The following is a 25,319-nucleotide window of genomic DNA, read 5'->3' as shown; positions in this document are numbered from 1 at the left end:
GATTTTACAGGGTTTTGTTTTTCTTAATCCAAATAGGACCACTCGGGCCAAACGCGCGGGCCCTTAGTCGTTAAGTGGGTAATGCTGACCCCTAAGCCCTCGGCCGCAATGAGGGTGCCATCGATAAATAAGAGCGGGATTTGGCGCTGCCAAGGGGGAACCCCAGCTTCTTGATACAAGTTTTTCAGGCTTTTGCTGGGAGTATTGGGCTTGATCTTTAAGCGCTCACCTCCCATACGAGGTCTACTCTCAATCAATTTGGCTTGTTGACAGTATTCCCATGATAGGCCCGCTTGAGTGGAGCGTTCGGGGATTGGCACAAAAATCCATTGGCCACGCTTGGATCTTTGCGCAGATTCAATCCGCAAGGTATTGCGCCATGCTCGGATGGAATGCCGATCATGCAACCACTCCAACTTAGCACCGGTGCGCAAGGACTGTAGATCACGCCACCAGGATTGCAAACGCTCTGCTGAGGGCATCGATAGTTGATTACGCTTGAGCCAATAACGCATCACATTGGTCGCACGCGCAGGGTCTTGGCGATGGAGCGTCATCAATCGCGCAATGCTGAGTTGATTGCGATCGATCCAGGTATGCGCATCGTGCTGCGCCAGTTGGTCCATGAGGACTTGCGACTGGGCAAGCCATTGCGCACTACGCGCTAGATTGGCAATTGCCCCACCCTGAATCTGCTCTAACTCTGGCAGAATTTTTTTACGGATCGCATTGCGGCGATAGCGCGTGTTTTGATTACTGGGATCCTCCACCCAAGACAATTTGTGTTGCTTAGCATAGGTTTGTAATTGGGTGCGGTCTTGCTCTAGTAATGGTCGCCATAATTGCACCGTTCTGCCATTAGGGCTTTGCAGCTCTTTGTGGGCGGGCATTCCTGCAAGGCCTGCGGGTCCTGCACCGCGCAAGAGTTGCAAGAGCACGGTCTCGGCTTGATCGTGCTGATGGTGAGCAAACAATAAATGATCGAGTTGATGTTGATCACAAAGCTGCAGTAATGCCTCATAGCGCGCTTGGCGGGCATGGGCTTCAATGTTTGCAGTGATTGGCAAATGCAGTAGTCGGAAGTCAAAGGCAATCTTGTAGTGTTTAGCTAGGCGCTCACAGAACAGCAACCACTCATCTGCCTGCGCTTGGAGTCCATGATGCACATGGAGCGCATACACCACATCGTTGGGATAGGCCTTACTGACAGCATCGAGCAATACGACTGAATCGAGGCCCCCACTGAAGGCCACACCAATTCGTTTAGCTTGGGTCTTTGGCTTTGACTTCTTTGAACTGGCCATAACTCATAAACCGTTGATGCCGGCGCTCGAGCAGTTCTTTCTCAGAGAGACCTTCAACCTCCGAAAGAGCGCGGGCAAGTGCTTTATTCATATTGGCCATCATGGCTTCGTAATCTCGATGAGCGGCACCGACAGGTTCTGGCACGATCGTATCAATCAATTGAAGGTCTTTTAAACGCTGTGCAGTAAGCGCTAATTGCTCGGCTGCATCAGGGGCCTTCTCAGCAGTCTTCCATAAGATCGAAGCACAGCCTTCCGGCGAGATAACGGAATACGTTGAGAATTGCAACATCATCACCACATCACCCATGGCAATGGCGAGCGCGCCGCCCGAACCACCCTCACCAATAATGGTGGTGATGATGGGCACTTTAAGTTCGGCCTGGGTATAGAGATTATGACCAATCGCTTCAGATTGGTTACGCTCCTCGGCATCAATCCCTGGGAATGCGCCAGGGGTATCCACGAAGGTAAAAACCGGCAAGCCAAACTTCTCAGCTAAGCGCATGAGACGCATCGCCTTGCGATACCCCTCGGGGCGACTCATTCCAAAATTACGCATGGCACGCTCTTTCGTGTCCCGACCCTTTTGGTGACCGATCACCATGCAAGGCTTGCCATTGAAGCGCGCAAGGCCGCCAATAATCGATTGATCATCGGCAAAGACTCGATCGCCATGCAACTCATGAAAATCGGTGAACAAGGCTTGAATGTAATCGAGCGTGTAAGGACGCTGTGGATGACGGGCGACTTGAGAGACCTGCCAAGGCGTTAATTTTTCGTAGATCTCTTTGGTGAGCTGTTGGCTTTTTTCTGAAAGTGTCTTGATCTCGCTTGAGATATCCACCGAAGACTCGTCTTGCACATAGCGGAGTTCTTCGATTTTGGTCTCAAGCTCGGCTACCGCTTGCTCAAAGTCTAGGAAGGTGGTCTTCATGGCCTAATTTTATGTGCTTTTTGGGTTTACCCCAAAATTAGTACTCGACAGGAATGGGGTCAATGCTACGCCACATATACCAAGTGGCTACGGTGCGCCACGGCGCCCAATTGGCTGCCACCTCGCGGGCCTCATGACGGGTGACGGGCTCGCCACTGAAATAATTGATCGAGATTGCCCGAATCAGCCCAATATCGTCAAGCGGCAATACATTGGGACGCATCAAATTGAAGATCAGAAACATTTCGGCGGTCCAGCGTCCAATCCCCCGAATCGCACTCAACTCCTTAATGAGCTCTTCATCATCCATTTTGGGCCAGCGCTCGGTTTGGAGTCGCCCATGATGAAAGTGATCGGCTAGATCGCGGATGTACTCCACCTTGCGCATGGATAAACCGGAAGCTCGTAAGGCATCATGTTTGGTATCGAGTACGCGCTTCGGTGTTACCTCGTGACTTAAGGTCTCCAAAGTTCGGTTCCACACCGATTGTGCAGCAGCCACTGAAATTTGCTGGCCAACGATCGAGCGTGCCAGAGTCGTGAATGCATCGCCCCGACTTCCCAGCATTCCATCACCGTACTTGGGAATCAGTTTGCGCAGGATCCGATCTTGCTTCATCAGGTCCGCACAGGCGTCTTGCCAATAGCTTGGCTTTTTGGTGCGTGGTTTTGGCATTAGGCTCGTCGCCAGATGGTTTGGCCACCAGGCTTATCTTCCAAAATGACTCCCTCGTCCAGCAACTGCTGGCGAATCGCATCCGCGCTGGCAAAGTCCTTCGCCTGCTTGGCCGCTTGGCGGGCCGCAATCCGCTCTTCAATCTGCTTCTGGCTTAAGCCAGCTTTAGGCGTACCGCTTTGCAAGAACTGTTGCGGTGACTGATACAAAAGTCCGATCGTGTTTCCTAAGTGATGAAGTGTGTTGAGAAGTTCTTGCTTGCGCTCGACATCCTGGGTTTTATGACTCTCAGTCACCAACTCAAATAACACTGCTATGGCCTCAGGGGTGTTGAAATCATCGTCCATTGCTTGCGCAAAGCGGTCTCTCCAGATCGGATCAAGCTTGCTGCTTGGAATAGCTGCTTGTTCACTGAGGGCGGTATACAAACGGGTTAATCCAGTGCGCGCTTCTTCAAGCTGATGATCCGAGTAATTAATGGGGCTGCGATAGTGAGCCTTGAGCATAAAGAAGCGCACTACCTCAGGATCAAACTGGGCCAACACATCTTTGATCAAGAAAAAATTACCCAAGGATTTTGACATCTTCTCGTGGTTCACACGGATATGGCCGTTGTGCATCCAGTAACGCACAAAGGGTTGATCAACACTGCCAGATCCGTAGATCGCGCCTTCACTTTGCGCGATCTCGTTCTCATGATGAGGAAACTGCAAATCGGCCCCACCACCATGAATATCAAAATGCTGTCCCAATAACTCACAGGACATCGCCGAGCACTCAATATGCCAACCTGGGCGTCCCTCGCCCCATGGAGAAGCCCAGCGGGTATCAGCAGGCTCCTCAAGCTTGGCGGATTTCCAGAGCACAAAATCCAGGGGGTCGCGCTTACCACCGCCAATGGCAACCCGTTCACCAGCCTGGAGTTCGTCAATCGATTTGCCGGATAACTTGCCATAGCTGGGGAACTGGCGAACGGCATAGTTGACATCACCATCATCACCTTGATAAGCCATCTCACGCTCAATTAAACGACCAATTAATCCTTGCATCTGAGTAATGTAGTGAGTAGCCCGGGGCTCATGATCGGGTGATAGTAGATTGAGGGTTTTAGCATCCGCATGCATTGCATTAATGAAACGCTGAGTGAGCACCGCAATCGGCTCTTGGTTCTCAAGCGCTCGCGTAATGATCTTGTCATCAATATCGGTGATGTTGCGAACGTAGTTCACTTCATAGCCGCTGGCCCGCAACCAGCGTACTACCATGTCAAACACAATCATCACCCGTGCATGGCCTAAATGACAAAAGTCATATACGGTCATGCCGCATACATACATCTTTACCTTACCGGGCTCAATGGGCTTAAAGACCTCTTTGGTTCTCGATAGGGTGTTGTAAATCGACAGCATGATTAGTAGTTGGGGATGATGGGGCTTAAATGGTGTTGAGTGAACGGCACACGAATTTGTTAGACTGATGAGTATATCGAATGACGCGCCTTCTGAGTGATCTTCTTGCCATGACAGCCCAGCACCCAAACCACAGTTCCATTGCTTGGATCTCACGATTTTTTGGGATGTCATTTTGCGCTCTTGTAATTGGCTGCAGCACCACCCCGCCACCCACTACTTCGGGTAATGCGCCTGCGCCCTACCTTGGTGGCTATGGTCCAACAGACCCACCACGCATGAGTACCAACCCCAATCCAGAAACCGGCAATAACCAACTCTCGGAGTCCATTGCGGTGCCGTTTCTCTCTTTTTTGATTATCGAGCCCGATCCGGTCATGAAAAATGCGATTCCTACGCATATTGAGAAACTGATCAAGGAACGTAAATATCCAGAGGCGATCAAAGCGATTGACGATGCCTTAGTGAAAACCCCTCGCAATGTACAACTGCGCTTTATCAAGGCTCGACTACAAGTGGAATTACGTGATGTCAATGCAGCCCGTGCCACCTGGATCGAGATTACTCAGCAATTTCCGGAGTTACCTGAACCTTATAACAATCTAGCCGCATTAGCAGCCAATCAAGGGCAATGGATTGAGGCCCGCGATTATTTAGAGCTCGCCCTTAAATTAAGGCCTGACTATGCCTTAGCCCAGGGCAATCTAGCGGATGTGTACTTGCGCCTAGCCGATCGCTATTACTCCAGTGCGAGTAAACTGCAACCCAGTCAACGTGAGTATGGGCAACGCGCTCGGGCCATTAAAGAGATCTTGAACCCACCGCCGCCCAAACCCAGTAACCGACCCAATCCCCCGATTTCTAAACCATAAGAGAGTTATTTATGCCAAGCGTTCTTCTAAAAACCAATCACGGTGATATCACCCTCGAGCTTGATGCTGCCAAAGCACCAAAATCCGTTGCAAACTTTTTGGCCTATGTAAAAAGTGGTCATTACGATGGCACGATTTTTCATCGGGTGATTGATAACTTCATGATTCAAGGTGGCGGCATGACCGCGGGCATGAAGCAGAAGTCAACCATGGATCAAATTGAGAATGAGGCCAATAACGGCTTAAAGAATGATCGGGGCACGATTGCGATGGCACGTACTAGCGATCCCCATTCAGCTACCGCCCAGTTTTTTATTAACGTCAATGACAATGATTTTCTCAATCACACAGCTCCCACTCCACAGGGTTGGGGCTATGCCGTGTTTGGCAAAGTGACCAACGGCATGGATGTGGTTGATAAGATCAAGAAAGTTAAGACTGGCAATGCTGGGTACCACCAGGATGTTCCGACTGAAGATGTGGTGATTGAGAAAGCCTCGGTCATTGCTGATTAATCCCTTGATTTAAGCATGCAAGAGCACGCCAGCGCCCTGCTGATTTCCGATCTTCATCTTACGCCGTCGATGCCCTTAACGGCGCAGCGTTTCTTTGACTTTATTGAAAAAGAAGCGAACGATGTCGAGTCGGTATTTATTTTGGGTGATCTCTTCGAATACTGGGTAGGCGATGATGCTGGCGCGCGTTCACCATTTCAGCAAGAGGTCCTGCGCGCGCTCTTTGCTTTATCCAGCAAGACCAAAACCTATTACATCCATGGCAACCGTGACTTTTTAATCGGCCCAGACTTTCTTAAGAAATCTGGGATGCATTTGCTGCCCGATCCATCGAAGGTCATGATTGCTGGAGATGAATGGGTTATTAGTCATGGTGATGCACTGTGCACCAATGATCTGAGTTATCAGGTGTTTCGTAGATGGGTTCGTAAGCCCTGGCTCCAGAAATTATTTTTGCGACTCCCTCTGGAGTGGCGACGTGGGATTGCTCGAACCTTGCGTAGCAACAGCACCGCAAAGTATGAGCAAGCAGCGCGTTATACCCCGGATGTCGCTCGCTACAAGAGCGATGTCACTTTGGTGGCGTGCGCCAACCTGATGGGAGCCTTCGGGTCCGAACGCTTGATTCATGGGCATACCCACTTACCGGCACGGCACCATGAAAGTATGGGTAATAAAGAATGGCAACGCTATGTACTCTCCGACTGGGATCTAGATCATCCTGAGACCGTGTTACCAAAAGCAAGTGCCTTGCGCATTGACCTCAATGGCGTGCGCTACATTGATTTAGTGAAGTCTACGTAGCCGTTCTGGAGTACTTACTAAGAATATTTGCCATTTGGGCAAAAATCCTTGGGTTCGCAGCCATAATCTCACCGCTGTCCATAAAGCCTTCTTCGCCGCGGTAGTTTCCGACTAGGCCACCGGCCTCGGTCACAATCAAAGCCCCTGCTGCCATATCCCATGGCTTGAGTTCACTCTCAAAGAATCCGTCATAGCGGCCCGCTGCTACATAGACAAGATCTAGGGAGGCTGCACCAGGACGTCGTAGACCCGCGCATTGGCGAGTCATGTCAGCAAAGATTTTCAGGTAGAGATCCACATCTTGATCGTGTCGATACGGAAATCCCGTACCCAGCAATGCATTCTCTAATTTGGTTTGCTCGGCCACTCGAAGGCGACGGCGATCCACGTAGGCTCCACCGCCCTTGGTGGCAGTGAACAGCTCATCACGATTGGGGTCATAGACCACGCCTTGAGTTACAACACCGTTGACCGACAGAGCAATCGATACCGCGTATTGTGGAAATCCATGAATAAAGTTGGTGGTCCCATCCAATGGGTCAATGATCCAAATGTGATCGGAGCCATTCGTGGCCTCGCCCGTTTCCTCTGCCAAAAAACCATGGCCCGGATAGGCTTCGCTTAGGGTCTCGATAATCGCCTCTTCGGCAGCTTTGTCCACTTCGGTTACATAATCATTATGTTGCTTGCGATCGATTTGCAAACGCTCTAAATTGAGTGATGCACGATTAATAATCGTTGCGGCACGGCGAGCGGCTTTCACAGCCACGTTTAACATGGGGTGCATAATGAGTGGACAAATTAAATAAGAACAAACTAGTCGACAAGGTCTCTAGCGCAATAGCAATATTCTAAACGAATTCATTCATGGCTCAGACTCCCTTTACTCAATACAGCGACCAGGTCCGCTGGATCATGGTGGAAACCAGTCATGCGGGTAATATTGGTTCAGCAGCGCGCGCCCTTAAAACCATGGGGTTTGATGCGCTTCATCTGGTGCGGCCCCGCGAACTGGCCATGCATACCCACCCCGATGCGATGGCATTAGCCAGTGGTGCTAGTGATGTATTGGCTCAGTCGAATACTCACGATATGCTCTCTTCCAGTATTCAAGGGTGTGCTGTGGTACTGGGCCTAACCAGTCGCGATCGAGAGTTTGGTCCGCCTCCACTATCTTGGGCAGATGGTCTGCATTTGCTCACCGATGCATTGCAATCGAACCGCTCGGTTGCATTGGTATTTGGTCCTGAGCGGACTGGGCTCGAGAACGAAGATCTTGCCTATTGCACGCATCGGGTCTTTTTACCCGCCAATCCCGCCTATCCCTCATTAAACCTGGCCCAGGCCATCATGGTCTGTGCGTTTGGCTTACGCCAAGCCCTTCTGAAAGATCCATCGCCATCGGTGGTAAATGAGGAGCTCTCAGAACTTGCAGATCCAGCAGCAGTTGCTGCCATGCTCGACCATTGGCAAGCGGGCTTAGAGGCGATTGGTTATTTGGACCCCAAAAATCCCAAGAAACTCATGCCGCGTCTGCAAGCGCTGTTTGCTAGAACTCGCTTACGCAAAGAGGAGATTGATCTCTTGCGTGGCATTGCCAAACAGATGCTCCTGAGAAAATAAGGCGCACGGATTACACTATCTCTATGTTGAGTTCTCTATTGGAAGATGTAGACGCCATTATTGCGCGCGATCCTGCTGCCCGACACCGGTTAGAGGTAATTACCTGCTATCCAGGTTTACATGCGATTTGGCTGCATCGTCTCAATCATGCCCTATGGAATCTCGGTCTTAAATGGCCTGCCCGCTTTCTGGCGTCGCTCGCGCGTTTTTTGACCAATATTGAGATTCATCCGGGCGCACAGATCGGGCGTCGGGTATTTTTAGATCATGGCCTTGGGATTGTGATTGGCGAGACCGCAGAGATTGGTGATGACACCACGATTTATCAAGGGGTGACCTTGGGAGGTACCTCGCTCTACAAAGGGGTCAAACGCCATCCCACACTTGGCAAAGGCGTGGTTGTGAGTGCGGGCGCCAAGGTCTTGGGTGGATTTACTGTGGGTGATGGTGCTCGAATTGGATCCAATGCAGTGGTCCTCAAAGAGATTCCTGCGGGCGCAACGGCAGTCGGTGTGCCAGCCCGCATCCTGCATCCCGATCTACCCAAACATGCAAGCGATGCCAGTAAAGCGAGTTTCTCGGCCTATGGCATTACACCGAATGCAGATGACCCTGTTTCGTTGGCATTGAAAAGTTTGATCGACGCTACCATCGAACAAGAACATAAGATCAAAGCCCTTGAAGAGGCTCTGGCGAAGTTAGGTGGAAAAGCTAGCGACACGCAAGCGCATGAGGAAACTCAGCGTGAGCTCGATGCCATCAAAAATCTTCTAAGAGAATAAAGCGCTTCTTTGGGGGTGTACCCATTAATGCAGGGTTCGTGGACCTTGGTCGCGTTGCCCCGTTGCTGATAAATCAAGATCATCCAGATCATCATCTGCTAGGTCCATCCCAAAGCCGTCTTCACTTTGTGGATGCTGATTGGCAATCTCATCTTCCGTAGCCTGACGAACATCCTCAACCTGCAACCAGAACCGCAGCGCCATTCCAGCAAGTGGATGATTACCATCGAGTACGACTTGTTGATCAGCCAGGTCGGTCACGGTATAGATCAACGTATCTGATTCTTGATCATCCTCATCATCGTCGATCTCGTCCACATCGGCAGCCTCGATCTCTTCAGGACTTTGCTCTTCAGGTACGCCCTCAAACTGCATACCGATCTCTAGCGGCTCGGGAAAGCGCTCACGCGGTTCTATTTTGAGAAGATTGGGATCGTATTCTCCAAAGGCATCATGAGGTTCAAGTTGAACCGTGGTCTCAAAGCCAATATCCTTGCCATCCAATACACTCTCAATTTTTGGGAAGGTTCCTGCGTATCCCCCGTGCAGATAAACCATCGGGGTATCGGGTTCTTCGATAATATTGTTTTGAGCATCGCTAAGTTTGTAACGAAGAGATACGATGGTATTTTTTTCAATCTTCATAGCGATGTGTTTCCTTAATGAGGCCATTTTACTTGACTAAGACTCGCGCTCGCTACGAACCCCCCAAAGCCCCAGCCACACTGCCGCTTGATCGGCCGTGGCCGCTTTTGGGCAATCTGAGCCCCCAAACATTTATGCAGCGGTATTGGCATAAATGCCCACTCCTGGTCCGCCAAGCCATTCCCGCCTTTGCACTGAGCAAAGAGGCTGGCTTGCCTCTATTAAGCCCAATCCCAGATAAAACCCTGTTTGGATACGCATGCGATGGCCTTAGCGAGGCGCGTTTGGTTGAAGCCAAACCTTGGCGACTGCAACATGGCCCTTTTCGGAAAAAAGAGATTCCTTCAAGCAGCGCTCGAGATTGGACGCTATTGATCCAAGGATGGAGGCACGGCATCCGACTGCTGCCCATGTTCTATCCTGGTTTCGGTTTTATCCCAGATGCACGCCTCGATGACCTAATGATTAGCATCGCGGGTATTGGGGGTGGCGTAGGGCCGCATGTCGACTCCTACGATGTATTTTTAATCCAGATGGAAGGTCGACGCCGCTGGAGGATTTCTGGGCAGACTGATCTGAGCTTGCGCCCTGATTTACCACTCAAGATCCTTGCACGTTTTAAGCCGGAGCAAGAATGGGTCTTAGAACCCGGTGATTTACTCTATCTGCCGCCCAATATTGCCCACGAGGGAGTGGCGCTCGATGCGGGCTGCCAAACCTGGTCGGTGGGCTTTCGGTCACCTTCGTACCGTGAGCTCATTAGTGAAGGTTTATGGCGTCTTGCTGAATCCCTAGAGTCCGATCCTTCCCTTGGGGCGATTTATGCAGATCCTAAGCAGAAAGCTTCCTCTGATCCTGCGCGTCTACCCGCACAACTCGAAGATGAAATCCGCCAACACATCGCAGCCCTGGACCTAAATCAGTCCCCAGTGTTGATTAATGGCATTACTGCTTACCTGAGCGAGCCAAAACCGCAAGCGATCTTTACTTCACCCGACCCCGTCTTGAGTCCCAGCGCACTTCGAGCCGGTCTTCAGAAAATGGCCTTGGTACCTCACCCCCAAACCCGCCTATTGATCCGAGGTGAGACCGTTTTTTGCAATGGGGATGCAGTGACTGATGGGCAGGATCTTGCCACCATCAAAGCATGGCAAATACTAGCGCAGCAGCATTTCCTCACCCAAGGGCGAATACAAAAATCCAGTAAAAATAAGGGTTTATCAAGAGCGAATTCGAAGAAGATCGATCGGGAATTGAGTCTCCCGTCTTTAACGAAAAATAACTCGCTGTATGAAGCCTATTCTGACGGTTGGCTCTTGCTTGAGTAGGCAGCAATTTAGCCCAATGGCGTTGAGCAAATGATGGTGCAATTGCTATAATTATTAGTGGATCTGAGTTGTATTGCATCCGCAATATGCACTCAAGGTCTTACAACAATTACCGGTAATTGATGTAAATCGTCTTAAATTTAAAGGAAATAAATCAATGAAGAAGTCACTCCTCTTGGCCGCAATGTTGGCCGTTGCTTTGTCTGCTTGCGGTAAGAAAGAAGAAGCTAAGCCAGCTGCTGCTCCAGCCGCTCCTGCTGCTGCTCCTGCCGCTGATGCAAAACCAGCTGACGGCGCTGCTCCAGCTGCTGCACCTGCCGGCGCTGCTCCAGCCGCTCCTGCTGCTGCTCCTGCTGCTCCAGCTGCACCTGCTGCTCCAGCCAAGAAGTAATTCTGAAGCTGTATGAAAAAAGGCGCTCATTGAGCGCCTTTTTTCTTTGGAAGAGTGCTGTGATTATTTAATGAGCTGTCGATCTAGCGTGGTGAGTAACTGATTGCCAGTGGCGGTGTTCTCAGGCTTACCTTCGGAGTCTTGCACCAAAATCACGACTTGATTCTCGCCTCGTGCTTGAACCACGACGCGATAGAGTTTTGCTTTCTTATCTGAATCATTGCTTCTACCAAAGGTACGGCCAAACCAACTGCGTCCATCACCCAAATCTTTTGGATTGACGTAACGTACAAAGTAAATCCCCCGTGAGCGATCGCGGTCTTCCACCGTAAAGTTAGAGCGATCTAAGGCAAGGCCAACATCGCGCCAAGCACGATCAAAGCTGGAGCTCATTTCGATACGGGTAGCGGGCCCCTCTTCCACCAACTTTGCTCTTGGGGTCTTGGGAGCCGTCGCAGTTGCCGCAACTTGGGCCCTCGCCTGGTCTTGGGTCATACCAAGACGCTCCATCAAGCGTGTCAAGAAAATGGCTTCCAACTCAGGGTCGGTTGGTCGCACAGTCCATTGGGTGGTAATCATGGCGCCTGAGCTATCTTTTACTGGAGTCTCGATTGCCCCTTTGTGAGTAATGTAGATCTCAGTGACATCGGGTTTTTGCACCTCAAGACGAGTTCTGTATTTATCCCGCTCCCCAGAATCATAAGCAGAATCCAACACACGCCCTAAGGTTCTTCGAATAATATCTTGCGGAATCTTGGCACGATTTTCTGCCCAGTCGGTTTCCATAATCCCAGTTGATGGTGAATCAATTACTAGTAAGAAACCATTCTCTTGCCAAAAATCTTTTACTTGAGGGTAAAGCTCAGTTGCAGACTTATCGACCACCAACCAACGCCGATCCCCGTCACGCTCAATCTTCATCCCCGGAATGCCGGTCAACACATTCGAGCGCGTTTGAGAGGACTTCTTGACCGCCTGGTTGTACTCCGACATGGTCGCCGTGCCATCCTGTACTACATAGCGACGATCCGCTTGAGCCGTGATTAAATCCGGGGGTAATGCCAGATTGGGGCCGCGTACATCTCCGGATTTTTTGTAGTCCACCTTATCACTGGCGGTCATACTGCTAAAGCTACTGCATGCAGTAAGCGTAACAATTGCACAGGTCAACGAGATGGTGTGAAGAACTGAACGCATTCGATCCTAAAGAAATTACAGCAAGCCGGCTTGGCCTAGTGCCTGACGCAATGGCTCACGCAATGGCTCGCTAAGTGGCGTCAATGGTAACCGAATTCCGGCTGGAATCTTACCCATCTGATGCAAGGCCCATTTCACGGGTATGGGATTAGCCTCGATAAACATCATCTTGTGAACTGCCAACAATTGATACTGAATCTCTCGCGCGCGCTTGGCATCCCCTGCGATCGCTGCTTTGCAGAGTTCGCTCATCAAACGAGGTGCCACATTGGCAGTGACCGAGATATTGCCATGCCCACCCATCAGCATTAAGAATATCGCGGTTAGATCATCCCCAGAATAAACCGCAAACTGGTTCAGTTGTTTACTTTTAAGCTCGGCCAGTAGGAGGGAGCCGCGCTCTAGATTACCTGTCGCATCTTTAATCCCAATCACGCCCGGCACTTGTGCCAACCGTACGGTGGTCTCGTTGGCAAGATCAGCGACCGTGCGTCCAGGAACGTTATACAAAATGACCGGCAGATCGACGCGCTCGGCGATCGTTTTAAAGTGGGCGTACATTCCCTCTTGCGTAGGCTTGTTGTAATACGGCACCACTTGCAAGCTAGCATCCGCACCCACCTTCTTTGCGAATTCGGTTAATTCAATCGCTTCTCGGGTGGAATTGCCGCCAGTTCCAGCAATGACTGCGATACGCCCATTGATATGTTCAACAGTAATCCGGATCAACTCACAGTGTTCTTCAACCGAGACCGTAGGTGACTCACCACTGGTGCCAACGATCACAATCGCATCGGTACCCTCGCTCACATGCCAGTCGAGCAAGGAGCGCAATGCGGGGTAATCAAGACTACCGTCTTCGTGCATTGGGGTTGCAATTGCAACCATACTTCCGGTCATCATGGCTGATTTCATAGGGCTTTATGGATTAAGCGACTGTCGCATTGAATTGTAACGGATGGCGTATTTTGGGCAGTCCCCGACTAGCGCATAGGCTTTGAACCATGGCTGGCTTGGGCATCTCACGATAGCCATCCTGATAGGCGACCACATGCAGATCATGTCGCCTGGCGAGATCCAATAATTCGCCATGCTGGAGTAAAAAGTTTGGGTTTGAGGGTTTGCCAAATTCTTCATTACCAATTGCAAAGGTCTCATAAAGCAAGATGCCGCCCTCTTCCAAAAGATGTGGCAATTGATCCAAGTAAGGACGGAAGAGATAGTTACTTACCACGATGGCATTCCATTTACCAAACTCGGATTCGGGCAAAGGCCATGCCTCCCCTTCAAGATCCATTGGCTGGGTCATTACAAAATCATGTCGAATACGCGCTAGAGACTCCTGATCACGATCAACTGCGAACACCATGAAGCCACGATTGGCGAGGAAGATCGCATGACGTCCGCCACCACAGGCAAGATCCAAGACCTTACCCCCAGGAACAATCAGGTCAGCGTACTGAGCAATCCAAGGGGAAGCAGTTTCTAGAGTGGCGTGCACGTGATTCGTGATCAATCAACGTCTAGTCCCATGGCCTCACGCACATCCCGCATGGTTTCTTGGGCAACCTTACGCGCCTTGTCCGAACCATCGGCAATGATGGAGCGCAATAGGCTAGGATCGTCTAGATATTGCTGTGCTCGTTCAAACATGGGTTGTTGCTCTCGCAAAATGGCATCAATCACGGGTTGTTTACAGTCTAGGCAGCCAATGCTTGCGGATTGACAGCCCTTCTGAGCCCAGTCTTTCGTCGTTTGGTCCGAATACACCTGATGAAACTGCCATAGGGGGCAATTGGCTGGGTTACCGGGGTCAGTGCGTCGTACCCTAGCAGGATCAGTTGGCATGGTCCGCACCAAGCGGATCACCTCCTCAGGCGCCTCCCGAATGGCAATCGTATTGGCGTAGGACTTCGACATCTTTTGCCCATCAAGACCTGGCATCCGCGCCGCCTCCGTTAACAAAGCCTGGGGCTCGACCAAAATGATCTTGCGCGCACCCTCGAGGTATCCAAATAAACGCTCACGGTCACCCATCGAAAGACTTTGCGCCTCTTGCAAGAGCGCTTGGGCTTGCATGAGTGCCTCATCTTCACCTCGCTCCTGATAGGCATTACGCAGCTCTAGGTAGAGTTTGGCGCGCTTGCTGCCTAATTTCTTGACCGCCTCAAGGGCTTTCTCTTCAAAGCCTGGTTCTCGACCATACAAATGGTTAAAGCGCCGCGCGACTTCACGGGTCATCTCCACATGAGGAACTTGATCCTCGCCCACTGGAACGTAGAGTGCTCGATAGATCAAGATATCAGCTGCTTGCAGCAAGGGATAGCCCAGAAAGCCATAGGTCTGTAAATCTTTTTCTTTGAGTTTCTCGATCTGGTCTTTGTAGGTGGGCACCCGTTCTAACCAGCCCAAGGGTGTGCCCATCGCTAGCAGTAGAAATAACTCTGAATGCTCTGGGACCCGACTCTGAATAAATAATGTGGCTTGATTGGGGTCCACTCCTGCTGCTAACCAATCGATCACCATCTCCCAGACCGACTCCTGAATCACCTCGGGGGTCTCATAATGGGTTGTCAATGCGTGCCAATCAGCGACAAAGAAGAAACAGGGGTATTCAGCCTGAAGGCGAACCCAATTTTTAAGGACGCCATGGTAATGACCTAAATGCAAGGCGCCCGTGGGACGCATGCCGGATAAAACGCGTTCTGCAAACATAAAGTGGATTGTCGCTTATTTAATGAAAGGCCGACCAAATGGGCTTGAGGTGCTCAGGAAGATGAGGAAGATTCCCCAAATCAATATCGCTCTCCTGCGGATCATGAAAATCAGAGCCACGTGAGGCCATAAAGCCATAGCGCTCGGCAACCTTCGCATAGGTTTGGTATTGATTGGGGCTATGGCTACCGGTCACCACTTCAATACCAGCGCCCCCAAGATCCTTAAAGCGGGCATAGAGCTCATCCATTTGCATCGCATTTAGGCGATAGCGACCGGGGTGTGCAATAACCGCTTCGCCACCAGCACCCCTAATCCACTCGACCGCCTGATCCAAGCTTGCCCAACGATGCGAGACATAACCGGGTTTACCGGCGACTAGGTATTTTCTGAATACCTCATCCATATCACGACAGACATTTTGCTCCACCAAAAAGCGTGCAAAGTGGGTGCGGGCAATAAGCTCTGGGTTGCCTGCAAACTTGAGGGCGCCCTCATAGCTATTTTCAATCCCAATTTGCGCAAGTTGGGCTGCCATTTGACGAGCTCGCTCTTCTCGACCATCGCGCGTAGCACGCAAGCCCTCCTGCAAGATTGAATTACTGGCATCAAATCCCAAACCAACAATATGGACGGTTTGCCCCATCCAACTAATGGAGATCTCGACTCCCGATAAATAGTCCATGCCCAAATTAAGAGCGGATTGACGCGCACGCTCCTGACCACCCAGGACATCATGATCGGTCAATGACCAAAGGTGAACCCCATTTTGATGGGCACGCAAGGCCAATTCCTCTGGCGTTAAGGTGCCATCGGAGACCACCGAGTGGCAATGCAAATCGGCATTAATAGGAATTGGCATACTCATGACCCTATTTTAGGTCAGTTGAGCATTAATCAGCCGACGCGGTGCCTCAATGTATTCCCGAGACTGCATCTCCATTAAACGCGATACGGTTCGAGCAAATTCACTGGCAACCTGCCCCTCGGTGTAGAGCTGATCGGGGGGCACCTCAGCAGACATAATTAATTTCACCCGATGGTCATACAGAACATCAATCAGCCAAATAAAGCGTCTGGCCTCATTGGTTAAACGCGGGGGCATGTACGGCACCTCAGAGACCATCACCGTGTGAAACGTATTGGCAATCTCCAGATAATCATTTTGAGACCGCGGGCCCACGCAGAGGGTTTGGAAGTCAAACCAAACGACGCCTTCAGCCAAATGCAAAGCTCGGATCTCGCGGGACTCAATTTTGAGGGTGCGGTTCGTGGCCTCGATTTGTTTGCCGATTAGCTCATGAAAATAATCTTCCATCTGCCGATGGGTTGTTTCATTTAAAGGGGTTAAGTAAGCCTGAATCCGCGTCATCTGAATTTGTCGGTAATCACTGCCTGCATCGACATTCAAGATATCCAGTTTTTCCTCCAAAAGCTTAATGGCGGGTAATAGTCGATCACGGTGCAGACCATTGGGATAGAGCTGATCCGGTCGATAGTTGGAGGTCATGATGAACTGCACTCGATCAATGAATAAAGCCTTTAAGAGGCGATACATGATCATGGCATCGGCAATATCGTTAATATGAAACTCATCAAAGCAAATTAAGCGATATCGATCGGAGATGCGTTTGGCTAACTCATCGAGAGGATCGGCTAATCCTGAAAGCTCATGAAGTTCACGGTGCACTTCGCGCATGAACTCATGAAAATGAATCCGGATTTTCTTTTGAACGGGAGATGCCTCGTAGAAACAATCCATCAAAAAGGATTTACCGCGGCCCACCCCGCCCCATAAGTAAACCCCACGAGGTAACTCGGGGTGAAAGAGTTTTTTGGTGAGCGCGTTACTCCGAATCTCTTTATAAGCGACCCACTGATCTTCGCATTGCTGCAACCGAGCAATGGCTCGCTCCTGCGCAGGATCTGGCTGATAACCGCGCGCTTTACACTCTTGGTAGTAAAAGTCAGCGACTTTCAACTTACATATTGAGTGCGCGTTGATCCGTTGCTAAAGCTGCTTCGCGCATAACCTCCGATAAGCTAGGATGTGGATGGCAAACACGAGCAATGTCTTCAGCAGCTGCTTTGAACTCCATCGCGAGCGCGGCTTCCGCAATTAGATCCGAAGCATTGGGGCCAATAATATGTACCCCCAGAACCTCATCCGTTTTGGCATCCGCTAGGATTTTGACGAAGCCATCAGCACGATCCATCCCAAGTGCACGGCCATTAGCCATGAACGGGAACTGGCCCGCCTTATAGGCACGTCCTTCGGCTTTGAGTTGTTGCTCAGTTTTACCAACCCATGCAATCTCTGGGTCGGTGTAAATCACCCATGGAATACAGTTGTAATCAATATGTGGTTTTTGACCAGCCAGTAACTCGGCCACAAGCACCCCTTCATCCTCGGCCTTATGAGCAAGCATTGGTCCACGGACCACGTCACCAATCGCATAGACCCCAGGTGCTGTAGTAGCACAGGTATGGTCATTGATGGGGATAAATCCCCGCTCATCAGTTTTGACCTGGATGGCCTCTAGATTGAGTCCTTCAGTATTGGGCACACGGCCGACTGAAACAATCAAGCGATCGCATTCCAGCTTTTGGGGTTTACCTGTGCTGTCCTGATAGGAAACCACCACGCCCTTCTTGTCGGCCTTCACACCATCAATCTTGACGCCCATATGAATATCAAGACCTTGCTTAGTGAAAATCTTTTTAGCTTCTTTTGCAATTCCGTCATCACAAGCGCCCAAGAAGCTTGGCAAGGCTTCGAGGACCGTGACCTGGGAGCCAACGCGGCGCCACACTGAACCAAGCTCAAGACCAATCACACCAGCGCCAATCACGCCCAAGCGTTTGGGTAGAGAGTCAAATTTAAGCGCACCCTCGTTATCGCAAACCAGTACGTTATCCACTGGGATGTTGGGAAGATGTCTGGCCTTTGAGCCCGTCGCAATAATGACATTCTTAGCGCTAATGGTTCCGGCGTCTTTACCGGTAATCTTGATTTGATAACCATCTGCGGTTTTACCAACAAAGGAAGCGTGCCCTTTGATACTGGTGACTTTATTTTTGCGAAACAGAAAACTAATGCCGCCGGTCATTTTGTTGACGATCTCATCCTTGCGGGCCAGCATTTTTTTGATATCAATGCTCACGCTACCCACTTGGATACCGTGATTAGCCACATGATGGCCAATCTTCTCAAACTCTTCAGAGGATGCTAACAAGGCTTTCGAAGGAATACAGCCTACGTTCAAACAAGTGCCGCCCAGTCGAGGCTCCCCTTTGGGATCTGCGTATGGATTCGACTCTGCACACGCCACCTTAAATCCCAACTGCGCAGCCCGAATCGCCGCGATGTAACCACCGGGGCCAGCTCCAATTACTAGCACATCAAATACTTGGCTCATGGTTTACTCCTTACAGATCAAGTAGTAAACGAGCTGGATCTTCTAATAGCTCCTTCATTGCCACTAGACCGAGTACTGCCTCGCGACCATCAATAATCCGATGGTCATACGAGAGGGCCAGATAGTTAATCGGACGAATCACGATTTGTCCGTCCTCCACGACAGCGCGCTCCTTGGTAGCGTGGATTCCGAGAATAGCCGATTGTGGTGGATTAATAATGGGGGTTGAGAGCATCGAACCAAATACGCCGCCATTGGAGATGGAGAAAGTTCCACCGGTAAGCTCTTCAATGCTTAACTTACCCTCGCGCGCTTTATTGCCATACTCCGCAATTTGCTTTTCAATCTCAGCTAAGGTCATTTGATCGACGTTACGCAAGATGGGCACCACGAGACCTCGTGGCGAGCTTACCGCAATCCCAATATCAAAGTAACCGTGGTAGACGATGTCGTTACCATCAACTGATGCGTTCAGAATGGGATACTTCTTCAACGCATAGGTAGCAGCTTTCACAAAGAAAGACATAAACCCTAACTTCACACCATGAGTTTTTTCAAAGACGTCTTTGTAGCGGGAGCGCATGGCAATCACAGGAGCCATATTGACCTCATTGAAGGTGGTCAAGATCGCATTATTGGCTTGCGATTCGAGGAGGCGCTCGGCAATGCGCGCACGCAGACGAGTCATCGGCACTCGCTCTTCAGTCCGCTCGCCTAATGAGACACTCGACATCGGCAATGGTGCAGCACTCGTTGCGGGCTTAGCACCGCCTGCGATCACATGTTGTACATCACCCTTCGTTACACGACCATCACGACCGGTACCAGCAACTTGATTGGCCGTTAGATTATTTTCAGCCATGAGTTTGGCTGCAGAGGGTGCCGCGATTGAGCCCTTGTCTGCAGAAGCTGCAGCGGCTGGGGCTTTAGCGGGAGCTGCTGCTGTGGCTGGTGCGGGTGCTGCAGTCGCCCTGCCTTCGCTATCAATCTTGGCGATCACCTGATCTGCCACCACGGTTCCACCATCGGCAACCAAAATCTCAGCCATCACGCCTGCGGATGGGGCAGGGACTTCGAGCACCACCTTGTCAGTTTCGATCTCAATCAAGATCTCGTCTTGGGCTACGGCATCGCCCGGTTTTTTCTTCCACTGCAAGAGAGTTGCTTCAGCAACAGATTCAGAGAGTTGTGGAACCTTTACGTCAAATAAAGCCATGATATGTCCTATGAATAAGTTAGATTAAATCGCTGTTCTGTACGTACCACCTATTTGGTGGCCACAAACCCTTTGAGCTTGGCAAACGCTGCAGTGAGTAATGCCTTTTGCTGACTCTGGTGTAAATGGGCATAACCAACCGCTGGAGAGGCCGATGCGGGTCGACCGGCGTAACCAAGGCGCATACCCTCACCCATGTTCTCGAGCAAGTTGTGTTGCACAAAGAACCAGGCTCCCTGATTTTGTGGCTCGTCTTGACACCACACCAGCTCAGTAAGATTGGGGTAAGACTTGATGATATTTGCAACCGCCTTATGGGGGAATGGATACAGCTGCTCAATGCGAACAATCGCCACGTTATCAATCTTCTTATCGGTGCGCTGCTTGACCAAGTCGTAATAAACCTTACCCGAACAAACGATCAAACGCTCCACCTTTTTGGGATCGAGCGAATCGTCTTGCTCTGGAATCACTGTCTGAAACTCACCTTTGGTGAACTCAATGAGCGGTGAGGCAGCATCTTTATGACGCAGTAAGGATTTAGGCGTCATGATGATCAGTGGCTTTCTAAATTGCCGAATCATCTGACGACGCAAGAGGTGGAAGATTTGCGATGCGGTCGTGGGTTGAACCACTTGCATATTGGTATCAGCGCACAACTGCATAAAGCGCTCCAGACGCGCCGAGGAGTGCTCTGGGCCCTGACCTTCGTAACCATGTGGCAACATCATCACCAAGCCGTTCACTCGACCCCATTTCACCTCACCAGAAGCAATGAACTGATCGATAACCACCTGGGCGCCATTCACAAAGTCACCGAACTGGGCTTCCCAGATCGTGAGTGTATTGGGCTCAGCTGCTGCATAACCGTACTCAAAGCCTAACACCGCCTCTTCAGAGAGGATGGAATCAATGACTGTAAAGGGTGCCTGGTCCTTACTGACATGTTGCAAGGGGATATACGTGCCGGTATCCCACTTCTCGCGATTTTGATCATGCAATACGGAATGACGATGGCTAAAGGTACCGCGACCGCTGTCTTCACCCGATAAACGAATTGGATAACCACTCGCAAGCAAAGAAGCAAAGGCCATCGCCTCGCCCATCCCCCAGTCCACATTGATTTCACCGCGACCCATCGCAGCTCGGTCTGCATAGACCTTTTGAACCAAGGGGTGCGCCTTAAAGTCTTCAGGAATGGTGGAGAGTTTTTCAGCTAAGCGCTTCCACTCGGTGAGTGGAATAGCGGTATCGGCTTGATCAGTCCATTTCTTATTTAAGAACGGCGACCAATCAACCGCAAACTTTCCTTTGAAATTGCTCAATACTGGATCAAGCGTTTGCTTGCCCGCATCCATTGCGGCACGATAGGCTTTCACCATCTCGTCACCAGCTCCAGGAGCAATCACACCTTGCGCTTCAAGCCGGTCTGCATACAACTTACGCGTTCCAGGATGCTTCGCAATAATGCTGTACATCAGGGGCTGGGTCATCGCTGGCGTATCTTGCTCATTGTGGCCTAATTTACGGAAGCAAATAATGTCGACAGCAACATCTTTCTTAAACTGGGTTCTGAACTCAAGCGCAAGTTGAGTCGCCAATACCACCGCCTCCGGATCATCACCATTGACATGCAACACCGGTGCGTCAATTGTTTTCATGATGTCGGTGCAATACAGACTCGAGCGTAAATCACGCGGGTCGGAGGTTGTAAAACCAATTTGGTTATTAATCACGATATGCACCGTGCCGCCCGTGGAATAACCGCGCACTTCCGATAGGGCTAAAGTCTCTTGCATCACACCCTGACCTGCAATCGCAGCGTCGCCATGAACCAGGACCGGCAAAACTTGACTGCCGGAGAGATCATTGCGGCGCTCCATTCGTGCACGGGCTGAACCCTCTACCACAGGGTTCACAATTTCTAAGTGGGATGGATTAAAGGCGAGCGATAGATGCACTGGACCGCCAGGGGTCGAGATATCGCTTGAGAATCCTTGGTGATACTTCACATCACCTGCTGGCAAATCCTCCGGAGCCGTGTGATCGAATTCAGCGAAGAGATCTTTGGGAGATTTACCTAGAACGTTGACCAGCACATTTAAGCGGCCACGATGGGCCATACCGATCACTATCTCTTGCACACCTCGTTTACCTGCCCCTTGAATCAACTCATCCATGGAGGGAATAAAACTGTCACCACCCTCGAGTGAGAAACGCTTTTGACCTACATACTTTGCTTGTAGATAACGCTCCAGTCCCTCAGCAGCAGTTAAGCGATCCAAGATCTGACGACGTTGCTCATTGGTGAACTTTGGCGTTGAGCGGATCGACTCTAATTTCTCTTGCCACCATTTTTTGATCTTTTGATCCGCGATGTACATAAACTCAGCACCCAAAGTGCCGCAATAGGTCTCACGCAAGGCTTGCAGCAAATCGCGCAAGGTCATTTGGTTTTTACCAAAGAAGGTATTGCTGGTATTGAAGACGATATCCATATCGCCATCGGTAAATCCATAAAACGATGGATTGAGTTCCGGAATATCGGGGCGCTCGGTGCGCTTTAGGGGATCTAAATTTGCCCAGCGATTACCGACGTTACGATAAGCAGCAATGAGCTGCTGAACTGCCACCCGTTTACGACCCATCTCGGAATCGGCTGAATCCTGAATGGTTTTGATGGGGCCCTGCTTAGCGCGTTCGGCAAATGACGCCACGATTGGGGCGTGCGCAATATCGCGTCCATTGGAACCATCAACGGCTGGAACTTGAACGACATTATCAAAGTAATCGCGCCAATGCTGCGCTACGGATGTGGGATCTAATAAATATGACTCGTAGAGTTCTTCTACGTAGGGGGCATTACCCCCGAAGAGGTATGAGGAACCTCTATAGGACTGCATCATGATGCTCACCTTTCATCGGGTAACCCGAAAAAAACTGTGGTTTTAACCATCCGCGACACGGCTTGACCGATTAGCAGAACGCAAAGCAAATGCCTTATGTTTCGTAAGGATAGCATGGCTTAGAGGAAAAAACACCCCAAGATCAATGAATTAGTGAAAGTCCTAGGGGATTACTCACTAGGTAACTTACCTATCCCTACCCCTTTATAGGAAATTTCCTACCCACATTTCATCCCTGCCTGACAGATCTCTATCGAATTGATTTTTATGCTCTTTCTATCCCAATTTACAAAAGGAGAAAGCATGAAACCCATTAATCTGAATCAGCCCTACTTGAGCACTCGACAGAGTGCCAAGGTTCTACAGGTCTCGTTAGGAACCGTTCAAAAAATGGTGGAGCTTGGTGAATTAACAGCCTGGAAAACTCGGGGTGGGCACCGCCGTATTCTCACGAGCTCACTCAATCAGCAGCTACGCCGCCGAAAAGTAGGAATGCAGCAGCGCGCTAAACATCATCAACATATCGCCCTGGGGGTCTTTAAGCGTCAAGAGAATCTTGATGAAATGCAAAAAGCGATTCAAAAGTGGGGCATCCCCTTTCAATTAATCCATTCCCTCGATAGTCTTGAGGGCCTGATGCAGGCCGTGTCGCATTATCCCGATGTAATTTATTTAGATTCTTTAATCCCGCCAGTCGAACAATTGCATTTAATTCATTATCTGAGTAAGAATATTCAGACACGTCGCATTCCCCTATTGGTGGACGAAGCCTTTGTACAACTTCATCCTGGCGTATTAGAAATGGCCAAAGAGAATGGAGTTCATTTAAAACCGCAAACGAGCGATACGGAAGCACTTAGCCAGGAACTCAATGCCTTACCTGAAAAGACGAATGTCATGACCTATAGTGCGAGTAGCGATAAACAGCCCTATCAGGAATTAGAGAAATTATTTATCGAAGCAGTCAATACCGTGTTTGAGTAAAGAAAAAGCCAGTTCAATGAACTGGCTTTTTAGTGCAAATGATCAGGATTACTTAATCGCAAATTTACTGCGATCCTTCCCTGCGATCCATTTAGGGGCCTTACCGCGTCCGGTCCAAGTTTCTCCAGTTGCTGGATTTTTATACTTGGGGGCGACCTTACCGCGCTTTTTACCTACCCGCTTTTTAGCGGCTGCTTTTTTGGCTAGACGTCCACGCTTGCCGGCACCGGCAGCCTTGCGACCAAATAAGTCACTCACAGTTAAGCCAAATTCATCAATGATCTTTTTGGCCTTTGCAATTCCTTCAGACTTTTCACGCTGCATCAGGCTCTGGATCTGACTGTCCAACTTCTCACGCTGCGCAAGTAACTCTTTATACGATGACATATTAAATAATTCCCTTGAATTTTAAAATAATGGTGAGGGGTAATAAATAAAAAATTTAGAAGGAATAAATCATTTATTGATTAGTCTTTTTTAATTATTCATTATTACTACGAATCGATTATATATGAATCAAGAAATAATTCATTTTGGATTATTCACCCTAGAGTGAATAATAAATTCGTGATTTAAATTGACTATTTATTATAATAATCAGTTACTTATGATTATTAATTACTAAAAAATATAATAATTAATTGAATAATTAATTTAACTAAATTGATTTAACTGGCTTGATTTTTAGCTCGGCGCAGCATGAAACTGCCTGTGGATTTAGCGGTCAATTGGCCGGCTTCATTAAAAATACTGCCCTCACAATAGTTGACGGTGCTACCAACTTTTAAGACTTTGCCTTCTGCAATGAGCATGCCTTTTGAGGGTCTCAAGAAACTGGTGGTCATATCAATCGTGATGACGCCAAGAATGTGCTCATGCGAACTACGTGCGGCAGCGGCCATTGCAAAATCCAAGATGCTCATCACCACCCCGCCATGGGCCACATGAAAACTATTTAATAGCTCGGGTCGAAGATTTAAGCGAATCCGGGAATGACCATCCTTGGCAAACTTTGGCTCGACGCCTAAGACATCCAAGAATGGGATGGTTAAACCAAAATAATCTTTACTCATTATTTAGCAAACAAGCGATCAGGATGCGCCATCGCCTTAAACTCAATCGCATTCCCTGAGGGGTCTAGGAAAAACATGGTGGCCTGCTCACCGACTTCACCCTTAAACCGAATATAAGGCTCAATCACAAACTCAATACCAGCCTTTTTTAATTTATCGGCCATCGCTTCCCACTCTGGCATGGACAGCACAATACCAAAATGGCGAACAGGTACTTTTTTACCATCCACATCCGAGTGCGCATCGTTTTTTGCTTCACCGTTAGCCAAGTGCGCCACAATTTGATGCCCAAATAAATTGAAGTCAATCCATTCATCCGAACTTCGCCCTTCAGGACAACCGAGTAAGCCGCCATAAAATGCACGAGCATCTTGTAAGTTATCAACCGGGAAAGCTAAGTGAAATGGATGCATGGTTTTTTCCTCAACGCAGATGGTCGGGGCGAGAGGATTTGAACCTCCGACCACTTGCACCCCATGCAAGTACGCTACCAGGCTGCGCTACGCCCCGACGAAACGAATAT

The 25,319-nt window shown here is 49.8% G+C and carries 26 protein-coding genes and 1 tRNA gene; 8 read left to right on the top strand and 19 right to left on the bottom strand.

What is annotated here, in order from left to right; genetic code table 11:
* Positions 1–23 precede the first annotated feature (23 nt).
* Genes tilS through cysS form a run of 4 tightly spaced genes read right to left on the bottom strand, consistent with a single transcriptional unit; the run spans position 24 to position 4,326 of the window.
* On the bottom strand, positions 24–1,304 hold the full coding sequence (gene tilS / locus QUE60_RS03870) for a tRNA lysidine(34) synthetase TilS (RefSeq protein WP_286227345.1): 1,281 nt from the start codon (positions 1,302–1,304) through the stop codon (positions 24–26).
* A complete protein-coding gene (locus QUE60_RS03865) occupies positions 1,264–2,241 on the bottom strand; it encodes an acetyl-CoA carboxylase carboxyltransferase subunit alpha (protein ID WP_286224555.1) in 978 nt (325 codons plus the stop codon). Before QUE60_RS03865 ends, tilS begins: the two co-directional genes overlap by 41 nt.
* A 37-nt stretch (positions 2,242–2,278) precedes the next feature.
* The gene (locus QUE60_RS03860; RefSeq protein ID WP_286226028.1) at positions 2,279–2,917 is read right to left on the bottom strand and encodes a DNA-3-methyladenine glycosylase family protein; all 639 of its coding nucleotides are present in this window, start codon (positions 2,915–2,917) and stop codon (positions 2,279–2,281) included.
* The gene (gene cysS, locus QUE60_RS03855; protein WP_286227344.1) at positions 2,917–4,326 is read right to left on the bottom strand and encodes a cysteine--tRNA ligase; all 1,410 of its coding nucleotides are present in this window, start codon (positions 4,324–4,326) and stop codon (positions 2,917–2,919) included. The genes QUE60_RS03860 and cysS overlap by 1 nt, the downstream gene beginning before the upstream one ends.
* 80 nt (positions 4,327–4,406) lie before the next feature.
* Between cysS and QUE60_RS03850 the strand changes: the two genes are divergently transcribed.
* The 3 genes from QUE60_RS03850 to QUE60_RS03840 are packed head-to-tail and all read left to right on the top strand — an operon-like array spanning position 4,407 to position 6,517.
* A complete protein-coding gene (locus QUE60_RS03850; protein WP_286227343.1) occupies positions 4,407–5,198 on the top strand; it encodes a tetratricopeptide repeat protein in 792 nt (263 codons plus the stop codon).
* 11 nt (positions 5,199–5,209) lie between these two features.
* Positions 5,210–5,713 (top strand): peptidylprolyl isomerase, encoded by a 504-nt coding sequence (locus QUE60_RS03845; RefSeq protein WP_286227342.1) that lies wholly within the window; start codon positions 5,210–5,212, stop codon positions 5,711–5,713.
* Between the two features lie 15 nt (positions 5,714–5,728).
* Entirely contained in the window at positions 5,729–6,517 is a 789-nt protein-coding gene (locus QUE60_RS03840) for a UDP-2,3-diacylglucosamine diphosphatase (RefSeq protein WP_286227341.1), read from the top strand.
* Here the strand turns inward: QUE60_RS03840 and QUE60_RS03835 are convergent.
* Entirely contained in the window at positions 6,510–7,304 is a 795-nt protein-coding gene (locus tag QUE60_RS03835; protein WP_286226024.1) for an inositol monophosphatase family protein, read from the bottom strand. The two genes, QUE60_RS03840 and QUE60_RS03835, sit on opposite strands and share 8 nt — an antisense overlap.
* An 80-nt stretch (positions 7,305–7,384) precedes the next feature.
* Here QUE60_RS03835 and QUE60_RS03830 point away from each other — a divergent pair, with 80 nt between their 5' ends.
* Both QUE60_RS03830 and cysE read left to right on the top strand, forming a co-directional pair.
* The gene (locus tag QUE60_RS03830) at positions 7,385–8,140 is read left to right on the top strand and encodes an RNA methyltransferase (protein WP_286227340.1); all 756 of its coding nucleotides are present in this window, start codon (positions 7,385–7,387) and stop codon (positions 8,138–8,140) included.
* Between the two features lie 23 nt (positions 8,141–8,163).
* Positions 8,164–8,922: a serine O-acetyltransferase gene (gene cysE, locus QUE60_RS03825; protein ID WP_286227339.1), complete on the top strand. Its 759-nt coding sequence runs from the start codon at positions 8,164–8,166 to the stop codon at positions 8,920–8,922.
* Between the two features lie 24 nt (positions 8,923–8,946).
* Here the strand turns inward: cysE and QUE60_RS03820 are convergent, their stop codons facing one another.
* On the bottom strand, positions 8,947–9,567 hold the full coding sequence (locus tag QUE60_RS03820; protein ID WP_286224546.1) for an FKBP-type peptidyl-prolyl cis-trans isomerase: 621 nt from the start codon (positions 9,565–9,567) through the stop codon (positions 8,947–8,949).
* Between the two features lie 32 nt (positions 9,568–9,599).
* On the opposite strand from QUE60_RS03820, the gene QUE60_RS03815 reads away from it, so the two are divergent.
* Together QUE60_RS03815 and QUE60_RS03810 are read left to right on the top strand one after the other, a co-directional pair.
* A complete protein-coding gene (locus tag QUE60_RS03815; protein WP_286227338.1) occupies positions 9,600–10,895 on the top strand; it encodes a cupin domain-containing protein in 1,296 nt (431 codons plus the stop codon).
* A 157-nt stretch (positions 10,896–11,052) separates the two neighbouring features.
* Positions 11,053–11,286: a hypothetical protein gene (locus QUE60_RS03810; RefSeq protein ID WP_108508288.1), complete on the top strand. Its 234-nt coding sequence runs from the start codon at positions 11,053–11,055 to the stop codon at positions 11,284–11,286.
* Between the two features lie 63 nt (positions 11,287–11,349).
* On the opposite strand, the gene bamC is transcribed toward QUE60_RS03810, so the two are convergent.
* From bamC to QUE60_RS03765, 9 genes are read right to left on the bottom strand one after another with little or no spacing between them, the layout of a single operon-like run.
* A complete protein-coding gene (gene bamC / locus QUE60_RS03805; RefSeq protein WP_286227337.1) occupies positions 11,350–12,483 on the bottom strand; it encodes an outer membrane protein assembly factor BamC in 1,134 nt (377 codons plus the stop codon).
* Between the two features lie 15 nt (positions 12,484–12,498).
* Positions 12,499–13,386 (bottom strand): 4-hydroxy-tetrahydrodipicolinate synthase, encoded by an 888-nt coding sequence (dapA, locus tag QUE60_RS03800; RefSeq protein WP_286227336.1) that lies wholly within the window; start codon positions 13,384–13,386, stop codon positions 12,499–12,501.
* Between the two features lie 25 nt (positions 13,387–13,411).
* Positions 13,412–13,999, bottom strand: coding sequence for a class I SAM-dependent methyltransferase (locus QUE60_RS03795; protein WP_286227335.1), 588 nt, complete (start codon positions 13,997–13,999; stop codon positions 13,412–13,414).
* Positions 13,996–15,198: a tryptophan--tRNA ligase gene (locus QUE60_RS03790; protein WP_108508285.1), complete on the bottom strand. Its 1,203-nt coding sequence runs from the start codon at positions 15,196–15,198 to the stop codon at positions 13,996–13,998. The genes QUE60_RS03795 and QUE60_RS03790 overlap by 4 nt, the downstream gene beginning before the upstream one ends.
* Before the next feature lie 19 nt (positions 15,199–15,217).
* Positions 15,218–16,060, bottom strand: coding sequence for a 3',5'-nucleoside bisphosphate phosphatase (locus QUE60_RS03785; protein WP_286227481.1), 843 nt, complete (start codon positions 16,058–16,060; stop codon positions 15,218–15,220).
* A gap of 15 nt (positions 16,061–16,075) precedes the next feature.
* Positions 16,076–17,179 carry a cell division protein ZapE gene (gene zapE / locus QUE60_RS03780; RefSeq protein ID WP_286226015.1) on the bottom strand — a complete coding sequence of 368 codons (1,104 nt, stop codon included), beginning with the start codon at positions 17,177–17,179 and terminating at the stop codon, positions 16,076–16,078.
* 1 nt (position 17,180) lies between these two features.
* Positions 17,181–18,617, bottom strand: coding sequence for a dihydrolipoyl dehydrogenase (lpdA, locus tag QUE60_RS03775; RefSeq protein WP_286227334.1), 1,437 nt, complete (start codon positions 18,615–18,617; stop codon positions 17,181–17,183).
* 10 nt (positions 18,618–18,627) lie between these two features.
* Entirely contained in the window at positions 18,628–19,833 is a 1,206-nt protein-coding gene (odhB, locus tag QUE60_RS03770; RefSeq protein WP_286227333.1) for a 2-oxoglutarate dehydrogenase complex dihydrolipoyllysine-residue succinyltransferase, read from the bottom strand.
* Positions 19,834–19,883: 50 nt separating this feature from the next.
* Positions 19,884–22,739, bottom strand: coding sequence for a 2-oxoglutarate dehydrogenase E1 component (locus QUE60_RS03765; RefSeq protein WP_286224538.1), 2,856 nt, complete (start codon positions 22,737–22,739; stop codon positions 19,884–19,886).
* Positions 22,740–23,042: 303 nt separating this feature from the next.
* On the opposite strand from QUE60_RS03765, the gene QUE60_RS03760 reads away from it, so the two are divergent.
* Complete coding sequence (locus tag QUE60_RS03760) at positions 23,043–23,723, top strand: helix-turn-helix domain-containing protein (RefSeq protein ID WP_286227332.1); 681 nt, start codon at positions 23,043–23,045, stop codon at positions 23,721–23,723.
* A gap of 48 nt (positions 23,724–23,771) precedes the next feature.
* Here QUE60_RS03760 and QUE60_RS03755 read toward each other — a convergent pair whose 3' ends face one another.
* The 4 genes from QUE60_RS03755 to QUE60_RS03740 all read right to left on the bottom strand — a co-directional run bounded on the left by QUE60_RS03755 (position 23,772) and on the right by QUE60_RS03740 (position 25,306).
* Positions 23,772–24,110, bottom strand: a complete 339-nt coding sequence (locus QUE60_RS03755) for an H-NS histone family protein (protein ID WP_286227331.1) — start codon at positions 24,108–24,110, stop codon at positions 23,772–23,774.
* A 281-nt stretch (positions 24,111–24,391) separates the two neighbouring features.
* Positions 24,392–24,796, bottom strand: coding sequence for a PaaI family thioesterase (locus tag QUE60_RS03750; protein WP_286227330.1), 405 nt, complete (start codon positions 24,794–24,796; stop codon positions 24,392–24,394).
* Positions 24,796–25,209 carry a VOC family protein gene (locus tag QUE60_RS03745; RefSeq protein WP_286224534.1) on the bottom strand — a complete coding sequence of 138 codons (414 nt, stop codon included), beginning with the start codon at positions 25,207–25,209 and terminating at the stop codon, positions 24,796–24,798. Before QUE60_RS03745 ends, QUE60_RS03750 begins: the two co-directional genes overlap by 1 nt.
* Positions 25,210–25,229: 20 nt before the next feature.
* Positions 25,230–25,306 (bottom strand) — tRNA-Pro (locus QUE60_RS03740).
* Positions 25,307–25,319 lie beyond the last annotated feature (13 nt).

The sequence above is a fragment of the Polynucleobacter sp. HIN11 genome, assembly GCF_030297675.1.
In the GTDB taxonomy this organism is placed as follows: Bacteria; Pseudomonadota; Gammaproteobacteria; order Burkholderiales; family Burkholderiaceae; genus Polynucleobacter.
Note: the sequence above shows the minus strand (reverse complement) of the source record. Positions and strands in the feature narration are given on the sequence as shown.

Coding starts and splice junctions, on each gene's coding strand:
- QUE60_RS03845 (WP_286227342.1), top strand. CDS start 5,210: ATGCCAAGCGTTCTTCTAAAAACCAATCACGGTGATATCACCCTCGAG.
- QUE60_RS03760 (WP_286227332.1), top strand. CDS start 23,043: ATGAAACCCATTAATCTGAATCAGCCCTACTTGAGCACTCGACAGAGT.
- lpdA (WP_286227334.1), bottom strand. CDS start 18,617: ATGAGCCAAGTATTTGATGTGCTAGTAATTGGAGCTGGCCCCGGTGGT.
- odhB (WP_286227333.1), bottom strand. CDS start 19,833: ATGGCTTTATTTGACGTAAAGGTTCCACAACTCTCTGAATCTGTTGCT.
- QUE60_RS03750 (WP_286227330.1), bottom strand. CDS start 24,796: ATGAGTAAAGATTATTTTGGTTTAACCATCCCATTCTTGGATGTCTTA.
- QUE60_RS03820 (WP_286224546.1), bottom strand. CDS start 9,567: ATGAAGATTGAAAAAAATACCATCGTATCTCTTCGTTACAAACTTAGC.
- cysE (WP_286227339.1), top strand. CDS start 8,164: ATGTTGAGTTCTCTATTGGAAGATGTAGACGCCATTATTGCGCGCGAT.
- QUE60_RS03810 (WP_108508288.1), top strand. CDS start 11,053: ATGAAGAAGTCACTCCTCTTGGCCGCAATGTTGGCCGTTGCTTTGTCT.
- QUE60_RS03785 (WP_286227481.1), bottom strand. CDS start 16,060: ATGCCAATTCCTATTAATGCCGATTTGCATTGCCACTCGGTGGTCTCC.
- QUE60_RS03765 (WP_286224538.1), bottom strand. CDS start 22,739: ATGATGCAGTCCTATAGAGGTTCCTCATACCTCTTCGGGGGTAATGCC.
- QUE60_RS03865 (WP_286224555.1), bottom strand. CDS start 2,241: ATGAAGACCACCTTCCTAGACTTTGAGCAAGCGGTAGCCGAGCTTGAG.
- tilS (WP_286227345.1), bottom strand. CDS start 1,304: ATGGCCAGTTCAAAGAAGTCAAAGCCAAAGACCCAAGCTAAACGAATT.
- QUE60_RS03830 (WP_286227340.1), top strand. CDS start 7,385: ATGGCTCAGACTCCCTTTACTCAATACAGCGACCAGGTCCGCTGGATC.
- QUE60_RS03860 (WP_286226028.1), bottom strand. CDS start 2,917: ATGCCAAAACCACGCACCAAAAAGCCAAGCTATTGGCAAGACGCCTGT.
- QUE60_RS03755 (WP_286227331.1), bottom strand. CDS start 24,110: ATGTCATCGTATAAAGAGTTACTTGCGCAGCGTGAGAAGTTGGACAGT.
- QUE60_RS03745 (WP_286224534.1), bottom strand. CDS start 25,209: ATGCATCCATTTCACTTAGCTTTCCCGGTTGATAACTTACAAGATGCT.
- QUE60_RS03835 (WP_286226024.1), bottom strand. CDS start 7,304: ATGCACCCCATGTTAAACGTGGCTGTGAAAGCCGCTCGCCGTGCCGCA.
- QUE60_RS03790 (WP_108508285.1), bottom strand. CDS start 15,198: ATGTTTGCAGAACGCGTTTTATCCGGCATGCGTCCCACGGGCGCCTTG.
- QUE60_RS03840 (WP_286227341.1), top strand. CDS start 5,729: ATGCAAGAGCACGCCAGCGCCCTGCTGATTTCCGATCTTCATCTTACG.
- QUE60_RS03850 (WP_286227343.1), top strand. CDS start 4,407: ATGACGCGCCTTCTGAGTGATCTTCTTGCCATGACAGCCCAGCACCCA.
- bamC (WP_286227337.1), bottom strand. CDS start 12,483: ATGCGTTCAGTTCTTCACACCATCTCGTTGACCTGTGCAATTGTTACG.
- dapA (WP_286227336.1), bottom strand. CDS start 13,386: ATGATGACCGGAAGTATGGTTGCAATTGCAACCCCAATGCACGAAGAC.
- cysS (WP_286227344.1), bottom strand. CDS start 4,326: ATGCTGTCGATTTACAACACCCTATCGAGAACCAAAGAGGTCTTTAAG.